Here is a 12075-nt window from a genome sequence, read left to right as displayed (position 1 = left end):
CATGGGGTTGGTTGTCATCGGGTGCCGTGCCGGACGAATTCGGAGCGGAACGACGGCATCCGGTAGGCCAGCTCGGTCGGTGACCGGCCTGCCGCCGACACCGCGCCGTCGGGGCGAACGAGTGCGGCACGGGCCTTACCCGTGGTCAGCCAGTCGTGCAGCGGCTCACCCGGTGCGACGTCCACGACGACACCGCCGCGTTGCACGACGATCGACCGCGTGTGCTGGCTGACCGGTGCAGCAGTCACGAGCGTGAACCGTGAGACGGACGGACCGCAGTCGAATCGGGTGGCGTCGGCGGACGGGCCCAGTCGGACGTTGGGGCACTGGGTGCCTGCGAGTCCGGCACGACCGTCCAGTGCGACCGTCCGGCCGTGCAGCGGAGGCGTCGTGCTGTCGGTGACCTTGGCGCCGAATCCCGGCACCCGGTGCAGGCAGGGCGCGATCACCCTGCGCGCGAGATCGCCGCCGTGACCGCCGCCGGTCATCGCCCGTCCCATCCAGACAGCCAGGGTGATCAGGCTTTTCGCGTGTGGACGGCGTTCGGTCTCGTAGGAGTCCAGCCAGGACTCGTCGAGGTCGCCCGCGAGCACACCCGCCACCTTCCACGACAGGTTCAGCGCATCCCGGAGCCCCGCACCCATACCTTGTCCGATGAACGGCGGGGTCAAGTGCGCGGCGTCGCCGAGCAGGAAGACGCGGCGATCCCGCCACCGGTCGGCGAGCTGTGCGCGGAATGTGTAGTCGGTGATGCGGTGCAGCACCAGGTCTTCCGCCGGAACGTCGCCCGTCCACGGTTCGAGCAGCGGGGCGAGCGCGTCGACACTCTCGAAGTACGTCGCGCTCTCACCGTCGAGGAGGCGGAACTCCCAGCGGTGCCGCCGGTCCCCGATGCGCATGTAGGTCGCGGCGCGGTGTGTGTCGCAGACCTGGTGCACGCCGTCCCACGCCCCGAATTCGCGGTCGGTCTCCATGTCGACCACGAGCCACCGCTGCTCGAACCCGAGGTCACGCATCGTTGCCCCGATGCTTCTGCGCACCAGGCTGTTCGCGCCGTCGCAGCCGAGCACGAACGCGGCCTCGACCGTGTCGACCGCGCCGGTCGTCCGGTGCTCGAAGGTGACCCGCACCCGATCGTGGGCGATCTGGTCGACCGCGGTCACCTCGACGTCCCCACGGAAGGTGACCGTGGGCAGCGAGGTGAGGTGCTCGCGGAGCAACCCCTCCAGTGCAGGCTGGTCGAACATGTTCGCCTGCGGGTACCCGTGGACGCCGACGAGGCGGTCCCGGGCGAACTCCGCGAGCACGACGTGGTCACGGTCGAGCAGTCGGAGTCCGAGCGCCGGCCGGGAGATCGCCGCGAATGCTTCGGCCAGCCCGAGCCTGCCGAGGATCCGGTGGACCTCGTCGTCCAGGTGGACGGCACGGGCGAGCGGGTAGACCTCGGTCCAGCGGTCGAGGACCAGGCACCGCACACCGTACTGCGCGAGCAGCGCGGCGGCGGTGACTCCCGTCGGCCCCGCCCCGACCACGATCACGTCGACGGGCGCCGCCGTCACCGCGGCACCAGCCGCCAGGTCAGGGCGAAGGTGTCGAGAACGGAACCGATCGCGGCGCCGTCGGTTCCGGGCGTGGTGGCAACGGTGACCACCACGGTCCCGTCCTCCACCTCGGTCGACACCTCGACACCGGCGACGTCGGCGTCCTCGAGGGCCGCGATCGCGGCACGCCGGGCAGCGTCGGCCCGCAACGTCAGTTTGTACGGCTTGCCGACCGCGGTCATCGGGAGCACGTCGACGACGTGGACGGACCTGGGGGCGGCGGCCGGCTCGGCGACGTGCTCTCTCGCCCACACGATCAGGTCGCTCTCGTCCGTCGCGGTTCCGACGGTGACGTAGGCGACCGGAACCTCGCCGGAATGGATGTCGGGCATGCCGACCGCCGCCGCACCCGTGACGGCGGGATGTGACAGCAGCGCGTCCTCGACCTGCGCCGGGTCGATGTTGTGGCCGCCGCGGATGATGAGGTCCTTGGCGCGGCCGGTGAGGTGCACGAAGCCGTCGGCGTCGACCGAGCCGAGGTCGCCGGTGTCGAGCCAGCCGTCCACCAGCTTGCCCAGCCCGTCGAGGACGAGACCGCCGTCGTGGTCGCGGTCGACGGCGTATCCCGGAAACACCGCCGGCCCGCTGATCGCGAGGACTCCCGATTCGCCGGTGGGCAGGTCGGTCCAGGTTCCGTCCTCGTCGATCCGGACCGCCTTGATCCGCTGGTACGGGAGGCGCTGCCCGACCGACCCGGGACGGGGATGTGCGAGATAGCTTCTCGCACTGGCGCACGTCGCCTCCGTCAGGCCGTACCCCTCGAGCAGCGTGACCCCGGTGTGCTCCTCGAACGAGCGGCGCACCGCGGGCGGCAGCATCGACGCGCCGACGACGGCCATCCGCAGCGAGGAGATGTCGGCGTCGACGGCGACGTTCGCCAGGACGCCGTACACGGTGGGCACCGCGCTCATGGTGGTGATCGCGTAGTGCTCCACGAGCTTCCAGAAGCAGCCGTAGAGGTGCAGGTCGCGGTACCCGAGCGGACCTGCCCACACCGCGTGCTGACCGCGCAGCGTCGGGGCGAGCAGTGTCACCACGAGCGCGTTGACGTGGAACAGCGGCAACGCGGCGAAGATCGTCGTGTCCTCGCCCAGTTCCGACGCGGCGGCGACCGACCAGGCGTCGACGATCTCGTTGCGATGGGTGTGTGCGGCGAGCTTGGGTGCGCCGGTGGTGCCGCCGGTGTGGAACAGGGCCGCCAGATCGTCTGCGGTCGGCAGGTCGCCGACGAAGCTTTCGCCGTCGCACCCGGCGGCGAGCTCGGCGAACCGGTGGACCGTCACGCCGCCCAGTTCCGGTGCGGTGTCGACCGTCTCACCGGTCGGGGCGAGCAGGAGCACGGTGTCGACAGCCCCCGTATCGGCGAGCGCACGGACCTGCTCCCAGCCCGCCGGGTCCAGCGCGGGTGCAGCGGCGACCAGGACCCGGGTCGCCGCCCGGTCGAGGAGTTGCCGGATGTGACCGGCCGCCAGCGCCCCGTTGACCGGCATCGCGATGCCCGCCAACTCCGCGGCGAGCGTCACGGTGATCAGGTCGTCGCAGTTCGGGGACATGATCGCGACGACGTCGCCGCGCCGGACACCGAGCGCGTGCAGCGCGTTGGCATACCGGTGCACGTCGGTGAGCAGGTCGAGGTAGGTGCGGCGGACGGGTGACTGCCAGCGCTCGGCGTCGGGGAGTACGGTAACGGCAGTCCGGTCGGGCCAGAGGCTCCCGGCGCGGGCCAGTGCGTCGTAGGTGGTGTCCGGGAGGCCGCGCTCGGACAGCGGCGTTCGTTCCACTGTCGCAAGGTCGCCCGGGTGGTCGAAGGAGGCGGGCCAGCAGACTGCGTCGTGAGTGTCGACGGTCATCGCGCATGCCTCACGGTGGTGCGCTGCCGGCCGAGGTCGATCTTGCCGTCGGGCGTCTCGATGGTGATCTCGACGACGTCGCCCTCCTGGAGGTAGTGGGGGTTCTTCGCCTGGGACTTGAAGAACGCCTTCCACTTCACGGCCGGGGGCAGCAGGGCGCCGATCTTCTCGACCACGCGCGGCGGCGCCTTCAACGCGGTGCCTCCGGGAGTGCCGGTGAGGACGAGGTCGCCGGGGGCGAGCCGCTGGAACCGCGCGAGCGCCGCCAATGCCTGCGCGGGCGTGTAGATCATGTCGGCACCCGTGTTGTCCTGGCGGACCTCGCCGTTGACCGTCAGACGCAGCCGCAGTTCCCGGAAGCGTTCCAGCTCGGAGCCGTCCAGAAGTACCAGCACCGGTCCGGTGGGCGTGAACGTCGGATACGACTTCGCCTCGTAGAACTGGGTTTTCGGGAGCTGGACGTCGCGGGCGGAGACGTCGTTGGTGATCACCATTCCGGCCACGAAATCCGTCCAGTTGTCGGCGGTGACCTCGTCGCCGACCTCGAGGGCGCGACCCATCACCAGCCCGAGTTCGACCTCGTAGTCCAGGAACCGCACGTGTGCGGGCCGGACGATGTCCGCGTGCGGCCCGTTGATCGAGCCGGATGCCTTCCGGAAGAACGTCAGCGGAATCGTTTCCGGGTCCAGTCCGGATTCGGTGACATGGCTGACGTAGTTCGTCATCTGCGCGACCACGCGGCACGGCGTGGTGACGGGTGCGACCAGGTCGAGGTCGGAGACCGCCGTGGTGCCTGCCGACGCGGCCGCAGCCTCGACGGCGGCACGGTCGGCGAGCAGTTCGGCGGTGGTGCCGGCTGCCGTGTCGATGCGGACAGCGGTGCCGTCGGCGGTCAGCGCCCACCAGGCGTCGGCGGTGCGAAGGACGGAAATGCTCACGTTGCAGCTACTTTCATCAGTCCGCGGAGGCGATCGAGATCCCACTCGTTGTCCTCGCGCAGGGAATGGAACATGGATCGGACTTCGGTGATCGACTCCCTGCCGCGAGCGATGCCGAGGAAGTCCTTGGTGGCGGGCGGACCCCATTGCGCCAGGCCGGACGCGGTCATCGGCGCCCATCCCGGTTCGAGGGTGTTGTCGAACAAGTCGCCGTCACTGAAGTGCTCGACCAGGAAACCGTCGGGATCGCGCCAGTAGTCGAAGATCTGACTTCCCTGGACGTGCCTGCCGATGCCCCAGGACCGCCGGTACCCCTCGCCGAGGAGGTACTCGCCGCCTGCCGCGATCGCATCCAGGTCCGCCACCTGGAACGCGGAGTGCACGTACCGGTTCGCCGGACCGAGCGTCATCGCCAGGGTGTGGTGATCCGACGGCACGGAACCCTGGTCGCAGCGGATGAACGCCATCGTGGGACCGCGGTGGCGCTGCCCGTCGAAGTACAGGAAGTCGCTGACGATCAGGCCCAGGTTCTCCAGGTGCCAGTCGAGGGTCCGGCGGAATCGGGTGGACTGCAGGACGACGTGACCGAGGCGCTGCACCAGAGCAGGTGCCCGTGGGGGTCGTTGGGTGGCGTTGACGCGCCGTAGCTCGCCGCCGACATTGTTCGGGAGCGCGTGTTGTCCGGGTAGCGCGTCGAGGACGTGGGTGTCGGCGACGACCCGGACCGGAAGGCCGCTCGGGTCGGCCAGTTCGACGCAGGTGCCGCCGAGGGATTCCGGGAGAGGCCGCACCCGGGTGCCGGTGGCGTCCGCGAGCCGGACCAGGTCCGCGGTGTCGGCCGCGTGGAACGTCGGGCCGAGGAACCGAGACCGAGTTCCGGTTCGGACGAGGACGCACGGCGCGCCGGGATCGGTACCGCGCAACTGCAACTCGTCCGGTGTCCGTGTGGCCGTGGTGAACCCGAAGGCGTGTGCGAACCGCTCCGCCGCTCGCAGGTCCGGCTTCTCGAACTCGAGCCATGCCAGGTCCCGGACCTTGATCACCGGGTTGCGCATCCGTCCCGGATGCTCGCCGGGCAGTCCGCCGGCCTCGCTGTGAATGCCGCTGTGGGGGTCGTGCATGTACACCTCCTCTCATTTCTGACGTAATCGTCACATGTGACCTGAGTCTCGTCAATGAGTTTTTGACGAAACATTCAGAAATGACGATGTGGGAGGATGACGCGGTGTCGACACCGACCCGAACCGATGCGCGACGCGCCCGCACTCGCGCCGCCCTGGTGCTCGCCGCTCAGAAACTGCTGGCGGAGGGCCGGACGAACATTCCGGTTCTCGAGATCACCCAGCTCGCGGACGTCGGTCTGGGGAGCTTCTACAACCACTTCACCGACAAGGACGAGTTGTTCGGCGCCGCGGTCGACGACGCGCTCGAACGCTTCGGCGGCATCCTCGACCTGCTGTCCGATCACGAGGATCCGGCCGTGGTGTTCGCGCAGAGCCTGCGGCTGACCGGGCGGCTGTGCCGGAAGGAACCGGAGTTGACGCGGGTGCTGGTGAACCGCGGTCTGGACGTCACGCTCGCCGACCACGGACTGGCCCCACGTGCGCTCCGTGACATCGAGGCGGGTATCAGAGTCGGCCGCTTCCGCAGGACAGACACCCGAATCGCGCTGGCCCTCGTCGCGGGCGGCGTCCTCGCGGTCGCCGCGCTGCTCGATGCCGATCCCACCCGTGACGCCGGGGACGCCGCCGACGTCTTCGCCGTGGACATCCTCTGCATGCTCGGCATCCCGGAGTCCGAGGCCACGGAGATCTGCGGTCTCCCGCTTCCCGACGTCGACGGCACGGCCGGCTCCGTCATCGCGTCGGCGGACGGCTGAGCGGGCACCGTCTCTGTCGCCGATCGCTGGGGTCGCAACGCACCGCGTTCACGCCCGAACGTCGAGACGCCGCAGCCCGCACCGGGGATCGGTACGGGCTGCGGCGGAATGTCGTTGTGCAGGAGGGTTATCCGGCCCTCAGGAAGCGTCCGGTGCGACGGGTGCCGAGCGTGGGGTCCGCGACACCCTCACCGAACACGAACTGGCCGCCCACGAACACCGCGGTCACCGCGTCGTCGTTGCGGTTCACCATGCGGGAGAGGTTGTCGTACTCGGCGACCGGGCTCTCGGCATACGCGTCGAGCGTGGCGTCGAGATGAGTGGGATCGAGGACGACCAGGTCGGCTCGGTCACCCTCCCGCAGGTGCCCGGCGTCCAGGCCGTACCAGTCGGCGAGCTCACCGGTGAGGCGGTGGACCGCGTGCTCGAGCGACATGAACGGCCGGCCCGACCGCTCGGCGTCGTGGACCCGGCGCAGCAGCCGCAGACCGAAGTTGTAGAAGGCCATGTTGCGCAGGTGCGCGCCCGCATCGGAGAAGCCCAGCTGGATACCGGGATCGGATGCGAACTTGTCGAGAACCTCGGGCCGATGGTTCGAGATCGTGGTACGCCACCGCACCTTCGTGCCGTACTCGACGACGAGGTCGAGGAAAGCGTCCACCGGATGCACACCGCCCCGGTCCACTCCGACCTGACCGAAGGTCTTGCCGATCACGGACTCGTCCGGGCACTCGACGATCTCGGCGTCGAAGAAGTCGCGGTGCCACACCCTCGGCCCGTACTTCTTGTCGTAGTCCTTGCGGAACCAGCGGCGGTAGTCCTCGTCGGCGAGGAGGGCCCGCCTCTCGTCGATCTGGTTCGACAGGTGCAGTGCGGCCGCTCCCGACCCGAACTCCTCGAACACGGGCAGGTCGATGCCGTCCGAGTAGACCTCGAACGGCACCGGCAGGTGCTGCCAGCGGAAGTCGCCGCCGAGCCCGTTGATCACCTTCGCCATCGCGGGGAAGACGTGAGCGACAGCCGGTATCGCCTTGACGTCGGCCGCCGACAACAGGCTCACCTTCAGCGGACGGCGGAAGAGCCCGAGGCTGCTCAGGGCCAACCCGACCATGCTCTGCGGACGCGCCACGTCTGGGCCGGCCTGCAGGGCGCGGCCACGACGGCGCAGGATCGCTCCGAGTCGCCGCCGTTCCTGCCGCGTCGAGTACATCGAGGGCAGCGTCCGGGACCGGCACATCTCGCCGTCGAGCTTGTCGAACAGCAGTTCCTGCGAGGACATCCCGATGAACCCGGCGTCGAGCGCCTCCTCCAGCATGGCCTCCATCGACGCCAGCTCCGCCGGAGTCGGGTCGACGTCCTCGCGGGTCGCCCGGTCCAGACCCATCCGGGCCGCCCGGATGTCCGAATGGCCGATGAAGGACGCGACGTTCGGGCCCAACGGCAGTGCCTCGAGTGCCTCGACGTACTCGTGGGCCGAGGTCCAGGTCTTCGACGTGGTGAGGGTGTCGACGACGAACTTCCGTGGGATGGCCTCGACCCGGCCGAACAGGTCTCCCGCGTCGGCAGGTTCGGCGTGGACTGCCGACAGCGAGCACGACCCCAGGAAGATCGTGGTGACGCCGTGCCGCACCGATTCGGTCAGGCCGGGGGCGAGAATGGCCTCGACGTCGTAGTGGGTGTGGATGTCGAGTATGCCGGGTATCACCCACTTGCCCGACGCGTCGATCACTCGGTCGCAGCCGGATTCGTCGAGTGGGTCGGCGGACACGACCACGACCCGGCCGTCCCGCAGGCCGAGATGCCGAATCTCGGACCTCGCCCCGGTGCCGTCGAACCAACGGCCGTTCTTCACGATGGCGTCGAAGTTCACGACTCTGCTCCTTCGGTGGTTCCGGTCCTCACCATGGAATGCGCGTTCCGCTTCCGCGCGCCGGTCACAGGTCGATCCCGGTGCGGACTGTCTTGCCGGTGGCATTGCGCGGCAACGGGTCCGTGGTGAACCGCCACCGTGTGGGGACCTTGAAGTACGCGAGCCGCTCGGCCACGAAGTCGCGTAGTTCGTCCTCGGTCGCCGCCGCGCCGGGCCGAAGCACCACGACCGCCGCGACCTCCTGGCCGAGATCCGGGTGGGCCACCCCGAGGGCCGCGCACTCCGCGACCGCGGGATGCTCGTCGACGACCTGCTCGATCTCCACCGGGTACACGTTCTCGCCGCCGCGCAGGATCAGGTCCGATCGGCGTCCGGTGAGCCGGACCATGCCGCCCTCCAGAGTGCCGAAGTCGCCGGTGCGCAGCCAGCGGTCGGGGTCGATCGCGGCCGCGGTGGCCGTCTCGTCGTTCCAGTAGCCGAGCATCACGTACGGGCTGCGGACGCAGATCTCGCCCTCGACGCCGTCCGGGACGGGTTCCCCGAACGGATCGCGAACCTGCACGGCGACACCGATGATCGGCCGACCGAGGGTGCCGGGCGAGGCCGCGAGATCCATCGGGGTGGCCACCGAGACGGCGGTGCTGCACTCGGTCAGGCCGTAACTGTCGGCGAGGGCGTCGCGGGCGAACGGCAGGGTGTCGCGTACCCGCTGCTGGAAGGCGGGGGAGGACGGTGCCGACGCGAGCGCGAATCCGGTGAGCGAGGACAGGTCGTAGCGGTCGAGTCCGTCGTGGTCGAGAAGCCGGCTCACCATCGTCGGGACGGCGCCCCAGTTGGTGACCCGCTCCTGCTCGACGAGTCGCAGCACCCGGTCCACGTCGAACGCACCCTGGTGGATGACGACCGCGCCGCCGGTCGCCAGCCGCGGCACGGCAAGGTTGTGCAGGCTCGCGATGTGGAACAGCGGGGACGTCATCAGGTACCGCAGATCGCTCGGTCCGTCGGCGGCCGGCCTTCCGGTGAACGCGGCCGACAGTGCGTCGCTGTACCGGTGGTAGTCGATGACGGCCAACACGTTCCGGTGCGAGTGCACGACCCCCTTGGGTCGACCGCTGGTGCCGCTGGTGAAGAGGATCACCGCCGGGTCGTCCTCGTCGACCGGGGTGGTGGGCAGTTCGGATCCCGAGTAGTCGATCAGCAGACGCGGCAGGTCCTCGTCCATGTCGATCACGGGGACGTCGACGCCGAGTTCGTCGAGCCGGGCGACCCGCTTCGCGTCGGCGATCACGACCGCGGGCTCGGTGTGGCCCAGGGCGTACTCGATCTCCCGCGGCACCCACCACGCGTTGAACCCGACCGCGATCGCGCCCAGCGCCTGCGCCGCCCAGAAGGCGATCACCCATTCGGGGGTGTTCGCCGCGAGGATCGCAACCCGGTCGCCCTTGCGGATCCCGTACCGCTCGGACAGCGCGGCGGCGAGGGCGGCCACCGCGGCGCCGTGCTCCGCGTAGCTCAGCCGGCGGTGCTCGGTGACGAGGTAGTCCCGGTCGCCGTAGGGCAGCGATGCGGCCAGGACGTCGCCGAGTGAGCGGTCCCGGTTCTTCATCACCGGCATCCGGGCACCGAACACGTCCTCGGGTTGGAGTTCGAATCGACCGCCGGGGCCGGTGAGTCCGGCCATCACGGTCGCGATGTACTGCTGTGGGTCAACCGATTTCGTCAATGTCGCCTCCTCGGCGGTTGGTCGGCGGGTCACGGGACGAGGACGGCGCGGCCGCGGATCGCCCCCGCGTCGAGCCGGTCGAGTGCGGCGCGGCCCTCGTCGAGGTCGAATCGTTCGACGGCGACGGTGAGCAGGCCCGCCTGCGCCAGCGCGATCGAATCGACCAGGTCGCGTCGGGTGCCGCCGTAGGACTTGCGGACGGAGGCACCCCACGGCCAGCCGGGGCCACCGGCCGGCTCGGCCGTGACACCGGGGACTCCGCCACCGAGCCCGACCATCCGGTACGCACCGTTCGGTGCAACGGACTCGACGGACATCCGTGCGGTGGCGTCGATTCCGACGAAGTCGAACACCGCGTCGGCTCCGCGCCCGCCGGTCAGGTCGAGGATCTGCCGGACGGATTCCGGTCCCGATTCGAGGGCCAGGTCGGCGCCGCATCGCGTCGCGAGGTCGAGTTGCTCCGGGCCGACGTCCACCGCGACGATCCGCGCGGCGCTGGTCGCGCGGAGGATCTGCACGGCCACGTGGCCGAGGCCGCCGACGCCGATGACGACCGCCGTCGACCCGGGCTGCAGCTGCTCGCGGGCGCCGCGAACGGCGTGGTAGCTCGTCAGCGCCGCGTCGGCGATCGGTGCGGCCTGTTCGAAGTCCAGGTCGCCGATCGGGACGAAGGACCGCGCAGGCACCCGGACGTACTCCGCCATGCCGCCGTCGGGACCCAGACCCGGGCACGGTGGCATCGCCGTCCGACCCGCTGCCAGGCACACGTTCTCGTTGCCCGAGATGCACTCCCGGCACACCCCGCACGACCAGCACAGGTAGATCACGCCGCGCTCGCCGGTGTGGCGCCCGTCGACCTCGCTGCCGACCGCCTCGATGGTGCCCGCGATCTCGTGCCCGAGCGTCAGCGGCTCCTCCCGGATCTTCACCGGGAAATGCAGCAGGTGGAGATCGGAGTGGCAGATCCCGGCGGCGCCGACCCGGACGAGCAGGTCCGACGGGCCGATCTCCGGTACCGGGACCTCACGGATCTCGACGGTGCCTGCGTCCACCAGTTGCAATGCCCGCATCACGCCACCGCCTCGAAGGTCGCGGTGAGATAGGCATCGGCACGGTCGGACCCGATCAGCCCCGGCGCCATCCTGTTCATCGCGTACGCGAAGGTGATGCCGCGGTCGAGGTCGTTCACGACGAACGATCCACCGACGCCTGCCCACCAGCAGACCCGGCCGTCGGGGACGGCGGGCGCGGTCTGGGACTGCGGCAGGCCGTAACCGATGCCGAACCGCAGCGGCGTGAGAAGGGCCAGATCGAGTCCGTTCGACTGCTCCCGGAAGATCGCGTCGATGGTGTCCGGGGACAGCCACGTTCGGCCGTCGAGAACACCTCCACAGGAGACGATCGACTGCAGTCGCGCGATGGAGCGGGCGTTGCCGTGACCGTTGACGGCGCCGATCTCGGCCGAGCGCCACTGCGGGTCCGCGGTCCGGTCGTAGTCGAGCAGCGGGTGGGTGAGGGTCTTGACGAGAATGCTGTCCTGATCGAGCGTCGCCATGTCGAATTCGAGTGCGGGCGGCGGCACCAGCGGGGCGATCCGGTCGAAGTGCTCGGGACCGGTGCCGATGTGGAAGTCGGCGCCGAGCGGTCCGGCCAGTTCCTCGGCGAAGAAGCGGCCGAGGGTGCGGCCGTCGACCCGCCGGATCACCTCGCCGATCAGGTGGCCGTAGTTCAGAGCGTGATAGCCGGACGCGGTGCCCGGCTCCCACCACGGAGTCTGCTCGGCCAGGCGCTTCACCGAGGACTCGTGGTCGTAGATGTCGGCGAGTTCGAGGGGGAGCTCCCAGCCGCCCACGCCGGAGGTGTGCGCGAGCAGGTGCCGGATCTGGATGTCCGCCTTGCCGTTCGCCGCGAACTCCGGCCAGTAGTGTGCGACCTTCGCACCCAGATCGAGCGACCCGCGGTCGACGAGCAGTAGCGCCGAGAGTGCGGTCATCGTCTTGGTGATGGAGAAGACGTTGACGATGGTGTCGCGTTCCCACTCGGAGGTCCGCTCGGTGTCGGTGTGCCCGCCCCAGATGTCGACGACGGGTTCGCCGTCGACGGTCACGCAGATGGACGCCCCCAGTTCCTCACCGGAGGAGAGTTGCGTGTCGAGTGCCTCGCGCAGCGCGGCGAACTCCGTTGCGCAGTGGCCGTGTGTCGATGTCATGGGAC

Annotated in this window: 9 protein-coding genes; 1 reads left to right on the top strand and 8 read right to left on the bottom strand. The window is 69.8% G+C overall.

Going from position 1 to position 12075, the window contains the following annotated elements:
- Positions 1 to 14 precede the first annotated feature (14 nt).
- From mhpA to ACFSJG_RS19195, 4 genes are read right to left on the bottom strand one after another with little or no spacing between them, the layout of a single operon-like run.
- Entirely contained in the window at positions 15 to 1559 is a 1545-nt protein-coding gene (mhpA, locus tag ACFSJG_RS19210; protein ID WP_378486818.1) for a bifunctional 3-(3-hydroxy-phenyl)propionate/3-hydroxycinnamic acid hydroxylase MhpA, read from the bottom strand.
- The gene (locus ACFSJG_RS19205) at positions 1556 to 3451 is read right to left on the bottom strand and encodes an acyl-CoA synthetase (protein ID WP_378486817.1); all 1896 of its coding nucleotides are present in this window, start codon (positions 3449 to 3451) and stop codon (positions 1556 to 1558) included. The genes mhpA and ACFSJG_RS19205 overlap by 4 nt, the downstream gene beginning before the upstream one ends.
- Complete coding sequence (locus ACFSJG_RS19200) at positions 3448 to 4389, bottom strand: fumarylacetoacetate hydrolase family protein (protein ID WP_378486816.1); 942 nt, start codon at positions 4387 to 4389, stop codon at positions 3448 to 3450. Before ACFSJG_RS19200 ends, ACFSJG_RS19205 begins: the two co-directional genes overlap by 4 nt.
- Positions 4386 to 5510 (bottom strand): VOC family protein, encoded by a 1125-nt coding sequence (locus tag ACFSJG_RS19195; RefSeq protein WP_378486815.1) that lies wholly within the window; start codon positions 5508 to 5510, stop codon positions 4386 to 4388. Before ACFSJG_RS19195 ends, ACFSJG_RS19200 begins: the two co-directional genes overlap by 4 nt.
- A gap of 80 nt (positions 5511 to 5590) precedes the next feature.
- Between ACFSJG_RS19195 and ACFSJG_RS19190 the strand changes: the two genes are divergently transcribed.
- Positions 5591 to 6268: a TetR/AcrR family transcriptional regulator gene (locus tag ACFSJG_RS19190; protein WP_378486814.1), complete on the top strand. Its 678-nt coding sequence runs from the start codon at positions 5591 to 5593 to the stop codon at positions 6266 to 6268.
- A 127-nt stretch (positions 6269 to 6395) separates the two neighbouring features.
- Here the strand turns inward: ACFSJG_RS19190 and ACFSJG_RS19185 are convergent, their stop codons facing one another.
- The 4 genes from ACFSJG_RS19185 to ACFSJG_RS19170 all read right to left on the bottom strand — a co-directional run bounded on the left by ACFSJG_RS19185 (position 6396) and on the right by ACFSJG_RS19170 (position 12070).
- Entirely contained in the window at positions 6396 to 8138 is a 1743-nt protein-coding gene (locus tag ACFSJG_RS19185; protein ID WP_378486813.1) for an N-acyl-D-amino-acid deacylase family protein, read from the bottom strand.
- Between the two features lie 64 nt (positions 8139 to 8202).
- Positions 8203 to 9861, bottom strand: coding sequence for a steroid-24-oyl-CoA synthetase (casG, locus tag ACFSJG_RS19180; protein ID WP_378486812.1), 1659 nt, complete (start codon positions 9859 to 9861; stop codon positions 8203 to 8205).
- 29 nt (positions 9862 to 9890) lie between these two features.
- The gene (locus tag ACFSJG_RS19175) at positions 9891 to 10931 is read right to left on the bottom strand and encodes an NAD(P)-dependent alcohol dehydrogenase (protein ID WP_378486811.1); all 1041 of its coding nucleotides are present in this window, start codon (positions 10929 to 10931) and stop codon (positions 9891 to 9893) included.
- Positions 10931 to 12070 carry a serine hydrolase domain-containing protein gene (locus ACFSJG_RS19170; protein WP_378486810.1) on the bottom strand — a complete coding sequence of 380 codons (1140 nt, stop codon included), beginning with the start codon at positions 12068 to 12070 and terminating at the stop codon, positions 10931 to 10933. Before ACFSJG_RS19170 ends, ACFSJG_RS19175 begins: the two co-directional genes overlap by 1 nt.
- Positions 12071 to 12075: the final 5 nt, after the last annotated feature.

Source organism: Rhodococcus gannanensis, assembly GCF_042681175.1.
GTDB lineage: Bacteria > Actinomycetota > Actinomycetes > Mycobacteriales > Mycobacteriaceae > Rhodococcus_G > Rhodococcus_G gannanensis.
Note: the sequence above shows the minus strand (reverse complement) of the source record. Positions and strands in the feature narration are given on the sequence as shown.

Bases quoted from the DNA above. Each gene is read 5' to 3' on its own strand.
- ACFSJG_RS19170 (WP_378486810.1), bottom strand. From the start codon at position 12,070: ATGACATCGACACACGGCCACTGCGCAACGGAGTTCGCCGCGCTGCGC.
- ACFSJG_RS19205 (WP_378486817.1), bottom strand. From the start codon at position 3,451: ATGACCGTCGACACTCACGACGCAGTCTGCTGGCCCGCCTCCTTCGAC.
- ACFSJG_RS19190 (WP_378486814.1), top strand. From the start codon at position 5,591: ATGACGATGTGGGAGGATGACGCGGTGTCGACACCGACCCGAACCGAT.
- ACFSJG_RS19175 (WP_378486811.1), bottom strand. From the start codon at position 10,931: ATGCGGGCATTGCAACTGGTGGACGCAGGCACCGTCGAGATCCGTGAG.
- ACFSJG_RS19195 (WP_378486815.1), bottom strand. From the start codon at position 5,510: ATGCACGACCCCCACAGCGGCATTCACAGCGAGGCCGGCGGACTGCCC.